Origin of the sequence: Bacteroides sp. HF-162 (assembly GCF_015679285.1) — a bacterium.
In the GTDB taxonomy this organism is placed as follows: Bacteria; Bacteroidota; Bacteroidia; order Bacteroidales; family Bacteroidaceae; genus Bacteroides; species Bacteroides uniformis.
The window spans coordinates 1,745,134-1,764,100 of the sequence record NZ_CP064937.1; the positions used below are offsets into that span (position 1 = coordinate 1,745,134).

General features: G+C 48.6%; 15 protein-coding genes. 1 reads left to right on the plus strand and 14 read right to left on the minus strand.

The features are described 5' to 3' along the window. Positions 1–62: 62 nt before the first annotated feature. On the plus strand, positions 63–2,846 hold the full coding sequence (locus tag ITJ87_RS06880) for an ATP-binding protein (RefSeq protein ID WP_117964945.1): 2,784 nt from the start codon (positions 63–65) through the stop codon (positions 2,844–2,846). 135 nt (positions 2,847–2,981) lie between these two features. Here ITJ87_RS06880 and ITJ87_RS06885 read toward each other — a convergent pair whose 3' ends face one another. The 14 genes from ITJ87_RS06885 to dxs form a co-directional block, all read right to left on the minus strand. Continuing rightward, positions 2,982–4,421 carry an NADH-quinone oxidoreductase subunit N gene (locus tag ITJ87_RS06885; RefSeq protein WP_117599323.1) on the minus strand — a complete coding sequence of 480 codons (1,440 nt, stop codon included), beginning with the start codon at positions 4,419–4,421 and terminating at the stop codon, positions 2,982–2,984. Positions 4,422–4,460: 39 nt separating this feature from the next. Further along, positions 4,461–5,939, minus strand: a complete 1,479-nt coding sequence (locus tag ITJ87_RS06890; protein ID WP_117964860.1) for a NuoM family protein — start codon at positions 5,937–5,939, stop codon at positions 4,461–4,463. 51 nt (positions 5,940–5,990) lie between these two features. Then, positions 5,991–7,904 (minus strand): NADH-quinone oxidoreductase subunit L, encoded by a 1,914-nt coding sequence (gene nuoL / locus ITJ87_RS06895; protein ID WP_117964858.1) that lies wholly within the window; start codon positions 7,902–7,904, stop codon positions 5,991–5,993. Positions 7,905–7,962: 58 nt separating this feature from the next. Continuing rightward, on the minus strand, positions 7,963–8,271 hold the full coding sequence (gene nuoK / locus ITJ87_RS06900) for an NADH-quinone oxidoreductase subunit NuoK (protein ID WP_005823972.1): 309 nt from the start codon (positions 8,269–8,271) through the stop codon (positions 7,963–7,965). A gap of 5 nt (positions 8,272–8,276) precedes the next feature. After that, positions 8,277–8,789 carry an NADH-quinone oxidoreductase subunit J gene (locus tag ITJ87_RS06905; RefSeq protein ID WP_005823970.1) on the minus strand — a complete coding sequence of 171 codons (513 nt, stop codon included), beginning with the start codon at positions 8,787–8,789 and terminating at the stop codon, positions 8,277–8,279. A gap of 30 nt (positions 8,790–8,819) precedes the next feature. Beyond that, a complete protein-coding gene (locus tag ITJ87_RS06910) occupies positions 8,820–9,323 on the minus strand; it encodes a 4Fe-4S binding protein (protein WP_005835213.1) in 504 nt (167 codons plus the stop codon). Positions 9,324–9,380: 57 nt separating this feature from the next. Next, positions 9,381–10,457, minus strand: coding sequence for an NADH-quinone oxidoreductase subunit NuoH (gene nuoH / locus ITJ87_RS06915; protein ID WP_117964943.1), 1,077 nt, complete (start codon positions 10,455–10,457; stop codon positions 9,381–9,383). A gap of 140 nt (positions 10,458–10,597) precedes the next feature. Further along, on the minus strand, positions 10,598–12,187 hold the full coding sequence (locus ITJ87_RS06920) for an NADH-quinone oxidoreductase subunit D (RefSeq protein ID WP_117964856.1): 1,590 nt from the start codon (positions 12,185–12,187) through the stop codon (positions 10,598–10,600). A gap of 15 nt (positions 12,188–12,202) precedes the next feature. Then, the gene (locus tag ITJ87_RS06925) at positions 12,203–12,784 is read right to left on the minus strand and encodes an NADH-quinone oxidoreductase subunit B (RefSeq protein ID WP_005823959.1); all 582 of its coding nucleotides are present in this window, start codon (positions 12,782–12,784) and stop codon (positions 12,203–12,205) included. After that, positions 12,775–13,125: an NADH-quinone oxidoreductase subunit A gene (locus ITJ87_RS06930; RefSeq protein WP_005823956.1), complete on the minus strand. Its 351-nt coding sequence runs from the start codon at positions 13,123–13,125 to the stop codon at positions 12,775–12,777. Before ITJ87_RS06930 ends, ITJ87_RS06925 begins: the two co-directional genes overlap by 10 nt. A gap of 113 nt (positions 13,126–13,238) precedes the next feature. Then, entirely contained in the window at positions 13,239–13,610 is a 372-nt protein-coding gene (locus ITJ87_RS06935; RefSeq protein WP_117599328.1) for a hypothetical protein, read from the minus strand. Between the two features lie 102 nt (positions 13,611–13,712). Continuing rightward, complete coding sequence (locus ITJ87_RS06940) at positions 13,713–15,164, minus strand: TrkH family potassium uptake protein (protein ID WP_117599329.1); 1,452 nt, start codon at positions 15,162–15,164, stop codon at positions 13,713–13,715. A 21-nt stretch (positions 15,165–15,185) separates the two neighbouring features. After that, on the minus strand, positions 15,186–16,526 hold the full coding sequence (gene trkA, locus ITJ87_RS06945; RefSeq protein WP_117964855.1) for a Trk system potassium transporter TrkA: 1,341 nt from the start codon (positions 16,524–16,526) through the stop codon (positions 15,186–15,188). A 66-nt stretch (positions 16,527–16,592) separates the two neighbouring features. Beyond that, positions 16,593–18,497, minus strand: a complete 1,905-nt coding sequence (gene dxs, locus ITJ87_RS06950; protein WP_034525360.1) for a 1-deoxy-D-xylulose-5-phosphate synthase — start codon at positions 18,495–18,497, stop codon at positions 16,593–16,595. Positions 18,498–18,967 lie beyond the last annotated feature (470 nt).

Below are 18,967 nucleotides of genomic sequence, written 5' to 3' on the forward strand. Positions count from 1 at the left end.
TAATGGTTGCTTATTAGAGTTTTATGGCTATTTTTGTATCTCAAACCAATATTGATAAATATATGGCTGTTCATCGTGACGATAGTGAACGTTTCCGGCGCCTTTCCATTCTTGGCCGGATAGGTTGGTGGGAGGCTGATTTTTCTTCAAGGCAGTATCTCTGCTCCGAATATGTCTGTAAGTTGTTAGGCTTGGAAGGGGAATACCTGAGCTTTGAGGATTTCGGTAAAATGATACGCGAAGACTATCGGACGCGTATCAGCCGGGAGTTCCTTGCCATTCAGAATATGGAGGTCTATGAACAGACGTTTCCTATCTATTCTACTGAAGGAGTGGTCTGGGTCTACTCGCGCGTGGGGTATAAGGAGCATTTGCCGGATGGTACGTTGAAGGCTTTCGGAGTGTTGCAGCGCGTAGAGATGCCGAAGGAGGAAGCTGCGAAGCAGGCTTTGCAAAGAGTGAACAATTTGCTTTATCGGCAGACCTCAATATCCCATTCCTTATTCCGTTTCCTGAAAGACGAGGATATCAGTGCGGGCATTTACGACATACTGAAAGATATTCTCGATTTCTTTCGCGGCGGGCGTGTCTATATATTCCAATACGATGAGAAGTGCCGGTACCAGAGCTGCACATACGAGGTGGTGGCTCCGGGAGTGGCTCCTGAGAAAGAAATGCTTCAGGGAGTCCAGGCTGACAGCTTGCCGTGGTGGACGTCACAGATTATGGCACAAAAGCCCGTTCTGCTGGAAACGCTGGGGCAACTGCCGGAGCACGCTTACGCCGAATATGAAATTCTGGCGAGACAGAATATAAAGTCCTTGATGGTAACTCCGCTGGTTGCCAATGACCAGGTGTGGGGATATATGGGCATTGATTTGGTGGACCGTACCCGAATGTGGACTAACGAGGATTACCAATGGTTTAGTTCGTTGGCAAATGTCATCAGCATTTGCATAGAGTTGCGCAAAACGAAGGATGAGGCTGTGCGTGAACGTACTTTCCTCAGCAATTTGTTCCGCTATATGCCTTTGGGGTATGTGCGGATGTCCATTGTCTGTGATGAAAAGGACAATCCCTACGGGTATTATGTGACAGATGCGAATTCTATCTTTGCCGATTTTCTGGGAAAACCCGCGTCGACGTTTATCGGCAAGACTGCCTCGTCTTTTTCAAGGGAGGCGGCCCCCAGACTGGAATATCTGCTTGATATAGTGAACACCGGGACACATAAGGAAATGGACATGTGTTTTGAGCTCACCAACAAGCACTGCCACGTGGTGATATACTCTCCGGAAAAGAATGAAGTGGTGGCGTTATTCCTCGATACGACAGACTCGGTACAGACTCATCTGGCTTTGGACCATAGCGAAAAACTGTTCAAGAATATCTTTGCCAATATACCGGCCGGGGTGGAAATCTATGACAAAGACGGATTCCTGGTAGACATCAACAATAAGGATATGGAGATATTCGGGGTCCGTGACAAACAGGATGTCATTGGAGTGAACTTATTCGAGAACCCGAATGTGTCCGCCCAATTGGCAGAACGTATACAGACCGAGGATATGGTCGACTTCCGCCTGAATTATGCTTTCGACCGGACTGAAGGGTATTACTCCACTTCCAAACAGCCGAAGGATGTGATACATCTTTATACGAAAGTGAGCAAGGTGTATGACAGTAAAGGTAACTTTACCGGCTATGCCATGATTAACATCGACAATACGGAACGGATTGATGCCATGAGCCGTATCTGTGATTTCGAGAATTTCTTCCTGCTTATATCGGATTATGCGAAGGTAGGTTATGCCAAGCTGAACCTGCTCGACCGGAAAGGCTATGCCATCAAGCAATGGTATAAGAATATGGGAGAGGACGAGAATACCCAATTGGCAGATATTGTGGGGATATATAGCAAGATGTACCCCAGCGACCGCAGAAGGATGCTCGATTTCTTCTGTAAGGCCCGTGTGGGTGAAGCCAAACATTTTCAGGGAGAGATGCGTATTGAGCGTCCGGGCGAGAAGGGGAAATGGAATTGGGTACGTACCAATGTGGTCGTCAATCTGTTTGAACCGGAGAACGGACAAATAGAACTGATAGGAGTCAACTATGATATTACGGAATTGAAGGAGACGGAAGCTATGTTGATTGAAGCCAAAGAGAAGGCAGAAACCGCCGATCGTTTGAAGAGTGCCTTCCTTGCCAATATGAGTCATGAGATACGTACGCCTCTGAATGCGATTGTCGGTTTCTCCAGTCTGATGGGAGAGACCGGGGACATGGAGGAAAAAAGGCGGTATATGGCGATTATCGAAGAAAACAATGACTTGTTGTTGCAGCTGATTTCCGATATACTGGATTTGTCCAAGATAGAGGCCGGGACATTTGACTTTGTGAAAAAAGAGCTGGACGTGAACGTGCTGTGTGAGGACATCGTGCGCTTCATGAAGATGAAGGCTAAACCGGGGGTGGAAGTTCTTTTCGACCGTCATCTGCCGGAATGCCGGATTGTCAGTGACCGTAACCGTTTGAATCAGGTCATAGCCAACTTTGTCAACAATGCCATCAAGTTCACCACTGCGGGAAGTATCTGTGTAGGATATGACAAGGTAGATGAAACTCGTTTACGTTTTTATGTGGCCGATACGGGCATTGGCATCGAGCCGGAAATGCAGGATCAGATATTCGGTCGTTTTATAAAGCTGAATACGTTTGTACATGGTACGGGTCTGGGGCTTTCTATCAGCAAGAGTATTATAGAACAGTTGGGTGGCACAATCGGTGTGGACAGTGAGCCGGGGAAAGGCTCATGCTTTTGGTTTATGCTGCCGGTTGTATAGTATGAAAATATGCCCAAATACACACTCACCACAAATTATGCAGATTAACATAACTCAAAGCTCTTGATTATCAGAACTTCTAAAGATAATTTGTGTCAATCTGCGTAATCTGTGGTGAGTGATGATACCCTCCGGTTATAATCCGAATGAGAACTTATCGATGGATTGATATACCACACTTGCAATGCTCAGTACCACAATACCCAGCGTGCAAATGGCCAGGCTGGCACGTGTATAGTTGTCGCTGCGGAATGCTGCAATCGGTTCGTCGCTCTTGTTGATGTACATTGCCTTTACAATCTTCAGATAGTAATAAAGCGAGATGATTGTATTGATAAGGGCAATGAATACCAGCAGATGGAAGCCGCCTTCGAAAGCTGCCGCAAAGATGAAGAACTTCGAGAAGAAGCCCGCAAACGGCGGGATGCCTGCCAGAGAGAACAGTGCCAGCGTCATCAGGAACGCCAACTTCGGATTAGTGGTATACAGCCCGTTATAGTCTTCAAGTGTGAACTTGCCTGCCCGCAGTGCCACAATCGTGATAACGGTAAATACGGCAAGATTGGCGAACATATATATCAGCACGTAGTATACCAGCGACGTCATACCTTGTGCGCTTCCGCTGATGACACCCAGCATGATGTAACCTGCTTGCGAGATACTGGAGAAAGCCATCAACCGCTTCAGGTTCTGCTGGCGCAGGGCGAAGAGGTTGGCGATTGTGATGGAGGCGATGATAACCCAGTACAGCACTTCCTGCCATTGCTCCACCATCGGAGCGAATACCTTGATGAGGATAGTCATCAGTACGAAAGCGGCAGAGCCTTTAGAGATGACACTCAGATAGGCTGTCACCGTGCTTGGAGCACCTTCGTAAACGTCTGCTGTCCAAAGATGGAAAGGCACCAGTGATATTTTGAATCCCATGCCAGAGAAGAAGAATACGAATGCCATAATCTGCAACGGGTCACCGGTGAGGCGTGCCGGTATGTCGGCAAAGTAGAGAGTGCCTACCGTACCGTAAATCAAAGATAATCCGTATAGCAGCAATCCGCTGGAGAACAGTGCCGTGAGAATATATTTGGCACCTGCCTCGGCAGAGTGATGGCGGTATTTGTCGAAGGCAACCAATGCTGCCATTGGGATACTTGCCGTTTCCAGGCCGATAAAGAACATCAGGAAGTGGCCGGCGGAAATCATGAAGTACATACCCAGCAGGGTGGAAAGTGTCAGAATGTAGAACTCACCTTGTTTGATGGCAGTGTCCGGACGGCGCATCCATTCGTGGGCCATCAGGAATACAATCAGTGTACCTATACTGAGGATGGATTTCACGATGCTTTGTATAGGCTGGTTGTGGTACATGCCGCCAAAGGCATCGGCCATAGGACCGGGAACGATGGTGATAAGTGTATGTATGGTCAGCAGAACAACTGGCAGCATTGTGTTCAGCACCGGTTTGCCGTCATTCTTGTGTGCATCCGGACTCATGAAGAGGTCGGCGACAAAAAGGATGACGATGACCAATATCAGCGAAAGCTCTTCTTTGAGCAGGAGGAATTGAGAATAATCCATGACTATGTATTTATTGTTTTACAATTTTCTATTTACAATTTACAGTGCATTAACTATCGGCAATACGCTGTCTCCAATCATGCCGCTAATCCACCATGGTGCCATACCAAGGGCGGCAACGCATGCTATGAGGATAATGACCGCTGTGCGTTCATCCCAGGTAGCGTCGCTCAAAGTGAGGTGATGTTTGTTAGTGCAGGTGCCATAGAGAATCTTTCCTACCAGTCGCAGGATATAGACTGCTGTAATCACGATGGAACTGCATGCAATGACTGTCCACACGCGGTGGAACGTATCGGGATGCTGGAACGAACCGGTGAAGATGGTCATTTCGGCAATGAAACCGCTGAGTCCGGGTAATCCCAGATTGGCAAGACCGGCGATTACATAGCAGACAGCCAGGAAAGGCATAATCTTCATCAGACCGGAGAGTTCGCGGACGTCACGCGTATGGGTACGTCCGTATATCATACCGATAAGGGCGAAGAACAAGGCTGTCATCAGTCCGTGAGAGAGCATCTGCAGAACAGCACCCGTGCAAGCTGTTTGGTTCATCATCAGAATGGCGAACAACACCAGACCGCAATGGCTGACGGAAGAGTAGGCGTTGATATACTTCAAGTCGGTTTGTACACAAGCGGAGAATGCGCCGTATACCACGGAGATTCCGGTAAGAATCAGGAATATCCATCCCAGTTCCTGTGCAGCTTCGGGCATCAAGTACATGGCTATGCGGAAACAACCGTAACCTCCCAGCTTCATCAATACACCGGCATGGAGCATGGATACGGCAGTCGGTGCGGAGGCGTGACCGTCGGGGCTCCATGTGTGGAACGGGAACAGAGCGCCCAGCACACCGAAACCGAGGAAAGTGAGCGGGAACCAGATACGTTGCTGTTCGATGGGAATATTGTGCATCTGTGCTATTTCCAATAGATTCATAGAGGTGGCTCCGGCACCGTAGTAGATACCCAGGATACCGATAAGCAGGAAGGCGGAGCCGCCCATCAGCATCAGTGTCAGCTTCATGGCAGAGTACTCCTTGCGTCCCGACCCCCATACACCGATAAGCAGATACATGGGAATGAGGGCTACCTCGTAGAACATGAACATGGTGAACAAGTCTATTGAGATGAAGAACCCGAACACACCGATGGAAAGGAAGGTGAACCAAAGGAAATATTCTTTAGTCAGCGGTTGCAGCCTCCAGGAGGCGAATGTTCCGGTAAAGACAATGATGGCCGAAAGCAGCAGCATGGCTACCGAAATACCGTCTACTCCTACCGAATAGTGGATGTTGAGTGCAGGATACCAGGCCATGTCGGCACGGAACAGCATTTCATCCGTGGCACCGGCGTGGCGTGCATTGAGGTACATTACGGTCAATGCTGCAGAAAGAACCAGCAGAGCCGATGCACCGGTCACCATCACCGCACGTATTTGTGCGATGTTGCGGCTGAGCCAAAGACCCAGCAACATCAGCAAGGGGATGAGTACAAATAATGATAAAAAGTTCATCTTTATATTTACGATTTAACGATTTACGATTTACGATTGAAAAATCTCGGGTTATAGCAATAGTAGCAGTATCAGTGCCAGCGTGCCCAGCAGGAATACAAATGTATATTGCTGGATGCGTCCGCTCTGCAGACCGCGTATCTCGTCACTGGTGGCATCGGCGCCCCAAGCAAGGAAGTCGAAGAAGCCGTCCACTACATGGCGGTCCCACCAGGCGATGGGGCGGCAGATGCAGCCGAAGATGATGCGGTGGGTGATGAACTGGTAGACCTCGTCCAGATAGAAGCGGTGGTAAGCTGCTGTCCACAAGCCTTTGAAACGGTGTGCCAATGTATCGGCAACGGGTTGCCGGCTACCTGCATAGATGTAGGTGGCAATGGCTATGGAAACCACCGCTACGGCGATACTTGTACCTGCCACACTCCAATCCAGATGGATGTTATATGCTTCACCGTTGGAACTGATGAAGTGTCCGAAAGGAATGAAACCGGCAATTATCGTAACCACAGCAAGGAGCATCAGGGGCAGGCTCATCGCCAGAGGACTCTCGTGGGGGTGAGGCATGTGGCTGTCGCCCCCATCGCTTGCCGACTTTTGCCCCGGCTCTGAGCCGGCCCAAAAGATACCATAATAAAGACGGAACATATAGAATGCTGTCATACCTGCAATCACTGTCATAATCCATCCCATAGTGGGGCTGAACTGGAAGCATGCCGTCAGGATTTCATCTTTGGAGAAGAATCCGGAGAACGGCGGGATACCTGCAATGGCGAGACATGCGATGAGGAACGTGATATGCGTAATGGGCATATACTTCCGCAGTCCACCCATGGCAGACATCTCGTTGCTGTGTACGGCATGGATGATGCTACCCGCTCCGAGGAACAGCAATGCCTTGAACATGGCGTGTGTGAATAAGTGGAACATGCCTGCCATGTAGCCCAGTCCCCCTTCGTGTGGGTCGGCTGATGTACATACACCCAGCGCCACCATCATGAAACCGATTTGGGAGATAGTGGAGAATGCCAGTACACGCTTGATGTCGCTCTGCACACATGCCACACTGGCGGCATAGAATGCCGTGAAGGCTCCTACGTATGCTACGATGTGCAGCACGCTGGGAGCATATTCTATGAACAACGGGAACATGCGTGCCACCAGATAGACACCAGCAACCACCATCGTGGCGGCATGAATCAGTGCACTGACCGGCGTAGGACCTTCCATGGCATCGGGCAGCCAGATGTGCAACGGGAACATGGCACTCTTTCCGGCACCACCGATGAACATCAGTCCCAAGGCAAGCGGAATCATTGCCGCACCGCCCTTTGCCAGCGCCATCTCATTAGGGCTGAAGGTGTATGTACCGGCATAATACCCATAGACGAGGATACCTATAAGGAATCCCAGGTCAGCAAAACGGGTCACGATAAAAGCCTTCTTCGAAGCGGCAATAGCCGCCGGCTTCGTATAATAGAAACCAATCAGCAGATAGGAGGACACGCCCACCAACTCCCAGAACAGATACATCTGGAAGATATTCGTTGCTACTACCAGTCCGAGCATGGACATGGTGAAGAGCGACAGGAAGGCGTAGTAACGCTGGAAACCGCGTTCGCCCTTCATGTAGCCGAAAGAGTATATGTGTACCAGCAGCGAAACGGTACTGATGACCACGAGCATCATAACCGAAATCGGGTCGAGTAGGATACCCATGTCGATACTGAGGCTTTCTGTGAAAGGCAGCCATTTGAAGTTATAGGGCATTAGCGCCTCGTACGTACCATCGGCAAGGCGGGGAGCGCTGAAGTACATTCCTGCGGTGAGATAGGAAAGCACTGCGACCACACTCAGTGCCGCAGTTCCGATAAGGCCGGCAGTGCGGTGTGACATCCATTTACCTCCAAGTCCCAGAGCGAGGAAAGAGAGGAAAGGGAGTAGAAGGATTAATATTGTATATTCCATATATACTATGTTTATCAATTATTACTATTCAAGAAACATCGCTTGGCGATTCTTGCTCTTACCACTTCATCTCATCCAGTTTGTTCACCTGGATGCTGCGGATGTTGCGGTAGATGTTAATCATGATGGCAATGGCTACAGCCGTTTCGGCCGCCGAGATGGCGATGGAGAATAAAGAGAAGAAATATCCTTCCAGTCCTCCGGGGAATAGGAAACGGTTGAATACAGCAAAGTTGATGTCCGTGGCATTCAGTATCAGCTCGATGCTGATAAGTATCGCCAGCGTGTTGCGGCGGGTGAAGAACCCGTAGATGCCTGCGAAGAACATGATAGCCGAAACTATCAGATAATATTCCATGTGTATCATAATTCTTATCTTTTACGTGCTATTAATAATCCACCTACGATACATGCCAATAACAAGATGCTGACAGCTTCGAAGGGAAGCAGATAACCATACTTGTCACCGCTCAGCATGTGGTGACCGATGGTCTTGATGTTGACTTCCAAAGGCTCCACGTCGGTAGTGGCAATGAACTTATGCTTTAAAGTGATGAATACTACGATGATGGCACCGCCCACGGTGGCACCCAGTCCGGCAAGGAACCTGCTACGCTTTAACTTCTCGATGACATCGCCTTCGCCACTGGTAAGCAGTATGGAGAAGACGTAGAGCACTACGATACCGCCGGCATAGACCATAATCTGCACGGAACCGAGGAAGGTGTAACCCAGCAGAAAGTAGATGCCTGCCGTACCGAAAAGCACGAACAGCAGGTAGGTGGCCGAGCGCACCATGCGGTGGGTCGTTACCGTCAAGATGGAAAATACGGTGATAAAGGCCGCAAGGAAGTAGAATACTACTGTTTCAAGAGTTATTTCCATGTTGTTTAATTACAAGTTACTATTAACGAATTACTTTGTTGTCTCTTCTTTGGGAGCAGCGGGTTTCTTTTTTTCTTCTACATGGCTGCCCGGACGGTTCAGCGTCATGACCAGTTTCGTGCGGTCAAACACTGCATGCTCAAAATCCTGGTCGAACGTGATGGCATCGTGAGGGCAGGCATTCACACAGAGTTGGCAGAACATGCACGAACCGAGGTCGTATTCGTACTTAACCAATATCTTCTTTTTCTTGCCGTCTTCCGTTTCAACCATCTCGCCGGTCACCTTGATAGTGTCGTTGGGACAAGCCATCTGGCACAAACCGCAAGCTACACACCGATGTTCATTTTTATCATTATGGGGCATGGTCAGCGTGCCACGGAAACGGTCGGAGAGTTTCAATGTCGAGCGGTTTTCCGGATATTGTTCGGTAGTCTTTCGTCGGCAGAATACGGTCATGGTTGTCTTCATACCTGTCAGCAGAGAAGTGACGCCGTGTATGAGTCCGCCGATATAAGAGTTCTTTTCTTTCATTACTTTTGCCTTTATTAAAATTATCCGCAAGGAAATCTTGCTCCGGCGCTACGCCGGTTAGAAATGCAATTTAAATACTACAATTAATACCATCAAAATCAAGTTCACCATAGAGATGGGTACCAGGTACTTCCACTCCAGATTCAGAATCTGGTCAATACGCAGGCGGGGGAAGGTCCACTTTATCCACATCAGCAGGAAGACTACGAAGAAGGCCTTTCCGAAGAACCATACAAATCCCGGAATGTAATCCATCACTGCGTTGAAGCCGTCCAGGCCTACGATGTGTAGCGGCATCCAGCCTCCCAGGAAGATGGTGGCTGCCACGGAGGCTACGATAAACAGATTCAAATATTCTGCCAGATAGAAGAATCCGAAGCCCATACCGCTGTATTCCGTATGGTATCCGGCAGTCAACTCGCTTTCGGCTTCGGGCAAGTCGAAGGGACCGCGGTTGGTTTCCGCATTTCCGGCAATGAGGTAGATGATGAAGGTTATCAATGCAGGGATATGTCCCTTGAAGATGAACCAGCCGTCAGCTTGTCCTTCTACTATTTCGGAGAACTGCATGGTTCCCATCAACACTACCATTGTCAGTATGCTCAATCCGCAGGACAACTCGTAGCTGATAATCTGCGCACCGCTTCGCATGGCTCCAATCAGCGAGAATTTATTGTTGGAACTCCAGCCTGCCAGCAGGATACCCACTACGCCGATACTCGATGCAGCCAGCAGGAAGAACACTCCTACATTGAAGTCCAATACCTCCAATCCCTTGTTGATGGGCAGGCAGGCAAATGTCAGGAAAGAAGCGATGATTACCATGAACGGTGCCAGATTGTAGAGGAACCGGTCAGAGAATTTCAAATCAATGATTTCCTTTGTCAACATCTTGATGACGTCGCAGGGCACTTGGAGCAATCCCCATTTCCCCACGCGCATCGGACCGAGGCGGCATTGGAAGAAGGCGCATATCTTACGCTCCATGTAAATCAGGATGATGGCAAGCACGGCATACATCAAGATGATGCATACGCCAATCACCACGCATTCGAGGAATATTGCCAGTCCTTCCGGCATCAGGGAAGTCAGCATCTGGTGTATCCAGTTGGTTACTATACTAAAGTCAAACACGTTGTTCATTTACTATTTACAATTTACTATTTACAATTTACGAGGCGCTTTTTGATTTACAATTCACAATGTACAATTTACAATTTGGCTGCGCTGTAATTCCGCATGGTAAATTGTAAATTGTCAAATCGTAAATCCTTTTATCTGTCAATATCTGGTACTACATAATCCAATGTTCCGCCAATGGCAATAAGGTCGGCGATTTTAGCTCCGCGGCAAATCGTATTTACGGTCGATACCAATGGCAAGCCCGTACTGCGGAAATGCAGGCGGTAAGGCATCTTGTCGCCGTGGCTTTCGAGGAAGACGCCGAACTCACCGCGGCTACCTTCTACGGCTGCATAATAAGTGCCTTCCGGTACGCGGATAATAGGTTTCATCTTTTCCTGGTAGGCTCCTTCCGGGATGTTGTCTATCAGTTGCTCGATAATTTTCAGGCTCTCCAGAATTTCATCCATACGGATAAGGTAGCGTGCCCATGAATCGCCTTCGGTGCGGATGACTTCTTTAAAGTCCACCTTGTCATATACGGCATATGGCATACGCTTACGCACGTCGCAGGCCCATCCGCTGGCGCGTCCGGTGCCTCCGGTAGCTCCAAAGGCGATGGCATCTTCCCGTGAGAGTATACCCACACCTTTCAGACGTTGCTGGGCAATGATGTTCCCGGTGAATACGTCGTGATATTCGTGTAGGATACCGCGGAGGTAGGGGATAAACTCCTTCACTTTCTTTACGAAGCCGGGAGCAATGTCTGCCTGCACGCCACCGATGGTGTTGTAGTTCATGATGAGGCGTCCACCGCAAGTTTCCTCAAAGATGTCGAGTATCTTTTCGCGGTCGCGGAAACCGTAGAAGAAGGCCGTTAATGCACCCAGGTCCATAGCAAGACAAGAATAGAACAGCAGGTGAGAGTCTATTCGCTGCAACTCGTCCATGATGGTACGTATGTACTGCACGCGTTCGCTTACTTCCACGCCCATTGCCTTTTCGATACACATGCACAAGGCATGGCGGTTCTGGTGTGCGCCCAGGTAGTCCAGACGGTCGGTCAGAGCCAAGGTCTGCGGATAGGTCAGGCTTTCGCACATCTTCTCGATACCCCGGTGGATGTAGCCGCAGTTGGCATCAATCTTGTCGATGATTTCACCCTCCAATGATACACGGAAACGCATTACGCCGTGGGTGGCCGGATGTTGGGGACCGATGTTCACCACATATTCCTCATCACCGAAAAGTTGCATCTCCTTATTCTTGATGCTACCGTCGGGATTCAGCTCCAATTCCATGGTAGTGTCCACCGTTTCTTCGTTGTCCATACGCAACGGATTATCTTTTTCCGGCTCATTGTCTTTACGCATGGGATAGCCTACCCAGTCATTGCGCAGATAGAGTCGGCGCATATCCGGATGACCAATGAAAACGATGCCGTAAAAGTCGTAGACTTCGCGCTCGTTGAAATCCGCAGCTTTCCAGATATCGCTGACGGAAGGAAGTTCGGGATGTTCCCGGTTTAGAGTGGCGGTGCGTACCGCTATCCGTTCGCCGGTAACAGTAGATTCCAACAGATAGACTACGCCGAGTCCGCGGGGGGTGTCCGGTGCGTCTTTCTCGTCGGGTATTCCCCAATCCATACCGCTGAGGCATTCCAGAAAGTCCATCTGTTTCTCTTTCCGCAGACGCAGCATTTCGTCGTGCAGGGCTGAGGGCTCTATGTATTTTATTTCCATATATTTAAGTGCTGATTAGTGGTTTTCTTCTTTTCTGTTTACTCCACCGAAGTATTTTTCTATTTTCACTTTACGCTGCAATTGCATCATGCCGTAGTAGAATGCTTCCGGACGCGGAGGGCAACCGGGAATGTAGACATCCACCGGCAGAATCTTGTCCACACCGTTCACCACATGATAGGATTTCTTGAACGGGCCTCCGCTGACGGCACAGCCGCCTACGGCTACTACATATTTGGGATCGGCCATCTGGTCGTAAAGACGTTTCAGAACGGGAGCCATCTTGTTGGTTATTGTCCCGCAAACCATAATCATATCTGCCTGGCGCGGACTGGCACGGGCTACTTCGAACCCGAAGCGCGCCATATCATAGCGGGCTGCGCCGAGGGCCATGAATTCGATACCGCAACAGCTGGTTGCAAACGTAAGAGGCCACAGTGAGTTGCTGCGTCCCCAATTGACGAAATCGTCCAGTACGCCAAGGGCAACATTGGCGCCTCCGGCATTAAGTTCCCGAACCAGTTTCTCCAACGTTTCGTTGTCTGTAAACTCCTCATAAGGGATAGATTTAATTTTCGGCTTCTTTGTTACTTCCATTCCAAAGCTCCTTTCCTCCAGGCATAAGCAAGACCCAGAATCAATATAATCAGGAAAAATAAAACACTGAAAAGTCCTGCCACGCCAAGTTCGCGGGTGATGACTGCCCAAGGGAACAGAAATACCGTTTCCACTTCGAACATCAGGAACAAGATGGCAAACAGATAGTAACCTACCCGGAATTGCATCCACGATTTACCGCGGGTAGGGATGCCACACTCGTACGGTTCCATCTTCTGTGCATTGTACGAACGGGGTGCTATCGCATTGGAGAGCGCGATGACGATACCCACGAAAGCGATTGCCGTCAATAAGACGACCACTAACAAAGTAAAGTTCATAAACCTGATAAGATTTTAGATATATAATAATAGATACATCGTACCAGAGGACAAAAAACTGAATTGTTGTCCGGGGCGAGGTCAAGGGGCAAGCATTTGCGCTTGCAGGCCTTCTAAATGATAATCTTTCTTAGTCCGAACACATAATAGTTCGCGTCGGGTACGGGATGAGGAGACAGATTTAACAAACGGTCGCATTCCGGTGCATAAGCATACTGCTGCATCTTGTAGATGTACATGCGCAGGAGTACGTTTTTATTGGTTGGTACTTGCGTATGATCCACATGCTCTATGCAGAGGGAGTTTGGTGAAAACAAGTCGTAGAACTTCTGGACTACTTGTTGGGTGGTAGGAGCTTGTGACAGCGTACAGCATTCTGCTTGTCGGGTGGCAGGAACACACAAAATGTCCGCAACTCCTATTGCACTGTCGTGCAATAGGGCTGCAAAGATAATGATTAAACAGTATTTGATGCATTGCTTCATACCACAAATCTCTCTTTCAAGGGCGCAAAGATATAATAAGTCTTGCTCATTTTGCTATCCCCGCATAACAAAAATGGTTATTTTTACACTTTTTATCCTAAATCAATTTCGTTTCCAGAAATCAGGTGTGAAAAGCAGTAGTACGGTGAATAACTCAAGACGTCCCAGAAGCATTAAAAGGGATAATAGCCATTTAGCTGCATCGGGCAGGGCATTCCACGAATAGGCAGGTCCGGTTTCACCCAATCCGGGTCCCATATTACCGATGCTGGAAATAACGCAGCCTATTGACTCTTCAGCTCCGACTCCCATAGTCATCATAAGCAGTGTGCTGATAACTATAATGGTGATATAAATAAAGCAAAAAGCCAGTACGGTGGAGACAATGGAGGAAGATATGACTTGCTTGTTTATCCGTACCGGAAGTATGGCATTGGGGTGTAGGATGTGTTTGAATTCGTTCCGTGATACTTTGGTAAGAATTACCATACGTATGCATTTCAAGCCTCCGGTGGTACTGCCTGCACACGCTCCCATCAGCATGATGATGGTAAGCAGGCCCCATAGGACGGGCGACCATTGCATGTAGTCATCCGTTGCAAAGCCGGTGGACGTATGAAGGGAAATTACCTGGAACAAGGATTTGCGGAAGGATTCTTCCATCCCCATGGGACTGGTATAATAGAGCGCGATGGCTATGACTGCAGTGAAAAATACGACTGAGCTGAAATAGAATTTCAGCTCGGCGTTGCTGATGAATTTCTTGAATTTCCGGTTGACGAACAATAATACTAAAGTGAAGTTGATACCGGAGATAAACATGAAGATGGAGATGACATATTCTATATAAGGAGAATTATAGTAGGCAACGCTGGCCTGCTTGGTAGAGAATCCACCGGTGCCGGTAGTGGCAAATGCATGGCAGATGCTGTCGAACCAGTCCATGCCTCCAAGCATCAGCAGGCAGACAAGTAAAGTGGTTATGCCGGTATAGATGCTCCAAATCCACTTGGCGGTGATACCGATACGCGGATGAACCTTGTCATGTGTGGGGCCGCTTGCTTCGGCTGCGAATACCTGCAGACCACTGACTCCGAAGATAGGAAGCACTGCAATGGTGAACATGATGATTCCCAAGCCGCCAATCCACTGTGTCATGCTGCGCCAGAACAGTATTCCATGAGGAAGTGACTCTATGTCGTCCAAAATAGTGGCACCCGTACTGCTGAAACCGGACATGGTCTCGAAGAATGCATCGGCAATGTCGGGTATGTATCCGCCTATATAGAAAGGCAGCATTCCGAAAAGAGAGAATGCCACCCAGGCAAAGCTGACCAGTACATATCCGTCACGGCGCGTCAGTTGCCGTTCACCTCCTTTACCGAGAGCTGCCAGCAATAAGCCTATCCCTGCTGTGATACCTCCTGCTTTCCAGAAATCGAGCATATCGCTTTCTCTGTAGTAGAAAGACACGCTCGAACAGACCAGAAACATGACTGTTTCCAGCAATAGCAGAATACCGATAATCCGTATGATTGTCTTGAAGTTAATCATTTACCAACGACTCATTCTCTATTAGTTAAAGTATTTTTCGATTTTCTTAATCATCATGTTTAGACAGAATACCACCACATGGTCACCCGGTTGTATCAAGGTATTACCCATAACCACGACGCCTTCCCCCTGACGGATAAGTCCGCCGATGGTGGTTCCTTTCGGGAGGCCGAGGTCTTTTACCGGATGTTTGGTAATCTTTGAGCCGGCCTTAACGGTAAATTCCGCTACATCGGCATTGGCAAAGGTCAGGCATTTCACATTGCTGACGTCCGCATCCAGCATCATCTGGTAAATGTGGCTGGCGGCAATCATCTTTTTGTTGATGACAGTGCCGATGTCAAGGCTTTCAGCCATGCCTATGTAGTCTATATTCTCCACTTCTGCTACGGTTTTGCTGACTCCCATGCGTTTGGCGGCAAGGCAGGCTAGAATATTGGTCTCCGAATTGCCGGTCAAGGCAACGAAGGCTTCCGTGTTTTTCAGTCCCTCTTCCACAAGTAAGTCCATATCTCGCCCGTCGCCATTGATAATCATGGTGCGGTCGTCAAGCAACTCGGTCAGACGGTTGCAGCGGTTCAAGTCGTTGTCCACGATTTTCACCTGCATGTAGTCCGGGACGTATTGGGCGGTGCGTACGGCAATTCGGCTTCCACCCATAATCATTACGTTGCGCACATCAGCATAATCTTCCTTGCCAGCTATTTTGCGGATGTAGGGGACGTATTTCCTGATGGTGGTAAAGTATACGATGTCATGTAGCTTGATGGTATCGTCACCGCGGGGAATCAGTGTCTCGCTTCCCCGTTTGATGGCTACCACGTGATAGGGCAGCTCCGGTCCGCCCAGTTCGTGGAGAGGGATGTCTAGTATCTCGGCTTTTTCGCGTATTTTGGTGCCTATCAGTATCAAGGCGCCTCCGCAGAATTCCCACCATTGGCGTACCCAGCTCATGCGGATGGAGGATACGATCTCTTTGGCGGCAAGCATTTCCGGGTAGATGAGTGAATCGACACCCAGCTTCTGGAAAAATTCCTTGTTTTTGGGCAGCAGGTATTCGTAGTTGTCAATGCGGGCTACGGTCTTCTGTGCTCCCAGATTGTTTGCCAGCATGCATGCGGTCATGTTCCGGCTTTCATCAGGGGTGACGGCTATGAACAAGTCGGCTTCTCCCACTCCCACTTCTTTCAAGCCTTTTATGGATGTAGGGGAGGCCGTAGCCGTCATTAAGTCAAAGTTGGAGTTTAGGGTGCTCAACTTTTCTTCGTTGTCGTCCATCAGAATGATGTCCTGCTTCTCGCGGGACAGCAATTTAGCCAAGTGTGTGCCTACTGCGCCGGCACCTGCAATAATTATTTTCACTTTTAATTAGTTGATAGTTGATAATTAATAGTTGACATATGGGGTAGATACTTAAACGGTCAATTTTCAACTATCAATTATCAATTGATTATAGATTCCTTCTTCGTCCATTCCGCAAAGATGATGCAACTCTTGTATGGTGCCGTGCTCTATGAAGGCATCGGGTACACCGATACGTCTGATATGGGGGATATAGTCATTGTCTGCCATGAACTCCAGTATGGCACTGCCCATTCCTCCTTTTTTGACACCGTCTTCTATGGTGACGACATGCTGGAAGTTGAGTCCTACCTCGTGCAGCAAGGCTTCGTCGAGCGGTTTGAGAAAACGCAGGTCGTAATGGGCTATGGAGATCCCTTTGTCTTTCTCTGCGCGCTCTATGGCACGTGCGGCTACGTTGCCTATGGGACCGAGGGTGATGACTGCCAGGTCTTTACCTTCCTTCAGTTTACGCCCTTTACCTACGGGGATTTCTTCCAGCGGACATTTCCAGTCCAGTAATACGCCGCGTCCGCGGGGATAGCGGATGACGAACGGACCTTTGTCTGACAATTGTGCCGTGTACATCAGGCGGCGCAATTCATGTTCGTCCATCGGTGAAGATATGGTCAGGTTGGGAATCGGACGGAAATAGGCCAGGTCGAAAACTCCGTGGTGGGTCGGTCCGTCTTCTCCCACCAGTCCGGCGCGGTCCAGACAAAGTACGACGGGGAGGCGGAGCAGGGCGATGTCATGGATGACATTATCGTATGCCCGCTGCATGAAGGAGGAGTAGATGTTGCAGAAAGGTTGCATTCCTTCTTTTGCCATACCGCCCGAGAAAGTGGCTGCATGTCCTTCGGCAATACCCACATCGAAGGCACGGTCGGGCATGGTGTCCATCAGCTTGTTCATAGAGCAGCCAGTGGGCATGGCGGGGGTTACTCCGACGATTCTCGGATTTTCCTTTGCCAGTTCTACCAGTGTTTCCCCAAACACGTCCTGGTAAAGCGGAGGCAGGTTGCTGGTATCTGCCTTGAGGCGTTTTCCGGTTTTCGGATCGAACTTGCCCGGTGCATGCCAGATATCGGGATTCTTCTCGGCAGGTTCGAATCCTTTTCCTTTTACAGTGTGCAGATGCAGTATTTTCGGTCCCTGCATATCTTTGATGTCCCGCAGGACACGGGCTATGTTTTTCACATCGTGTCCATTGATAGGACCGAAGTAGCGGATGTTCATCCCTTCAAAGATATTCTGCTGCTGGGCGGCCATTGATTTCAGACTGTTGGCAAAGCGAATCAGCGCTTTGCGGCGGTCCTCGTTCAAAAGTCCCATTTTGAATAGCAGTCTGGAAGTTTTGAAGCGCAGCTGGTTATAGCGGTTGCTGGTAGTTAGGTTGAAAAGATACTGCTTCATGCCACCTACACTTCTGTCTATCGACATATCATTGTCGTTGAGAATGATAAGAAGGTTGTTTGGGGTGGACGAAGCGTTGTTCAGTCCTTCAAAAGCTAAGCCGCCGCTCATGCTTCCGTCGCCGATGATGGCCACTACATGGCGGTCCTTCTCGCCTTTTTCGGCAGCGGCAACAGCCATGCCAAGGGCGGCGGAGATTGAATTTGACGCATGTCCGCAGGTGAATGTGTCATAATCGCTTTCCTCTGGTGAGGGAAAAGGACGAACTCCCTTGAATTTACGGTTGGTGGAGAATGCTTCACGGCGTCCGGTCAGTATCTTGTGCCCGTATGCCTGATGGCCTACATCCCAGACTATGCGGTCGTACGGAGTATTGAATACGTAGTGCAAGGCAACGGTCAGCTCTACCGTGCCCAGACTGGCTGCGAAATGTCCGGGGTTACACGAAACCTCCTTTATAATGTCTTGCCTCAATTCTTTACAGACTTCAGGAAGCTCTTCTACGCTGAGTTGGCGTAAATCCTCGGGAAATGTAATGGTGCTAAGCAAGTTATATGTTGTTGGTTCTGTTCTCATTTCTAATCTGAAGATTACAAAATGCAAAAATAGCAAAAGAAAACGGATGACGGGAAGTTTTAGAAGGAAAAAAAGCCTCTTTTGTTCACTTCTGTTTTTACTTTCTCTGTATAAATTGCATTTCTTGTTCTGCCTATAATTAAGGAAAAAGATGCCTGATGGTAAATCGTTCCTCCATGGAGAAAATATTGTTCCATCCTGGTAGAAAAATCGTTCCACCATGGTGGAACGATTTTTTCTCCATATAGGAATGATTTAGTTTTGGCAAGCAAAGATATTAATCCTTTCAAAGATTGACTTGTACTCTCGTATGTGTGCATCTATGATAAGAGATGCTTTAAACTTAACGCTTGTTAAAAAATATAACTTTGCAAACTATTTATTGCAACTTTTTTAGGGGCTTGGACTGTTGTTAATATAATATTATCTATATTTGCAAAGTAGAATATGTCCTATTTATCAATATGTTA

Coding starts and splice junctions, on each gene's coding strand:
- nuoL (WP_117964858.1), bottom strand. CDS start 7,904: ATGGAATATACAATATTAATCCTTCTACTCCCTTTCCTCTCTTTCCTC.
- ITJ87_RS06890 (WP_117964860.1), bottom strand. CDS start 5,939: ATGAACTTTTTATCATTATTTGTACTCATCCCCTTGCTGATGTTGCTG.
- dxs (WP_034525360.1), bottom strand. CDS start 18,497: ATGAGAACAGAACCAACAACATATAACTTGCTTAGCACCATTACATTT.
- ITJ87_RS06925 (WP_005823959.1), bottom strand. CDS start 12,784: ATGGAAGTAACAAAGAAGCCGAAAATTAAATCTATCCCTTATGAGGAG.
- ITJ87_RS06905 (WP_005823970.1), bottom strand. CDS start 8,789: ATGGAAATAACTCTTGAAACAGTAGTATTCTACTTCCTTGCGGCCTTT.
- ITJ87_RS06920 (WP_117964856.1), bottom strand. CDS start 12,187: ATGGAAATAAAATACATAGAGCCCTCAGCCCTGCACGACGAAATGCTG.
- ITJ87_RS06935 (WP_117599328.1), bottom strand. CDS start 13,610: ATGAAGCAATGCATCAAATACTGTTTAATCATTATCTTTGCAGCCCTA.
- ITJ87_RS06880 (WP_117964945.1), top strand. CDS start 63: ATGGCTGTTCATCGTGACGATAGTGAACGTTTCCGGCGCCTTTCCATT.
- ITJ87_RS06885 (WP_117599323.1), bottom strand. CDS start 4,421: ATGGATTATTCTCAATTCCTCCTGCTCAAAGAAGAGCTTTCGCTGATA.
- ITJ87_RS06940 (WP_117599329.1), bottom strand. CDS start 15,164: ATGATTAACTTCAAGACAATCATACGGATTATCGGTATTCTGCTATTG.
- ITJ87_RS06910 (WP_005835213.1), bottom strand. CDS start 9,323: ATGAAAGAAAAGAACTCTTATATCGGCGGACTCATACACGGCGTCACT.
- nuoK (WP_005823972.1), bottom strand. CDS start 8,271: ATGATACACATGGAATATTATCTGATAGTTTCGGCTATCATGTTCTTC.
- ITJ87_RS06930 (WP_005823956.1), bottom strand. CDS start 13,125: ATGAACTTTACTTTGTTAGTGGTCGTCTTATTGACGGCAATCGCTTTC.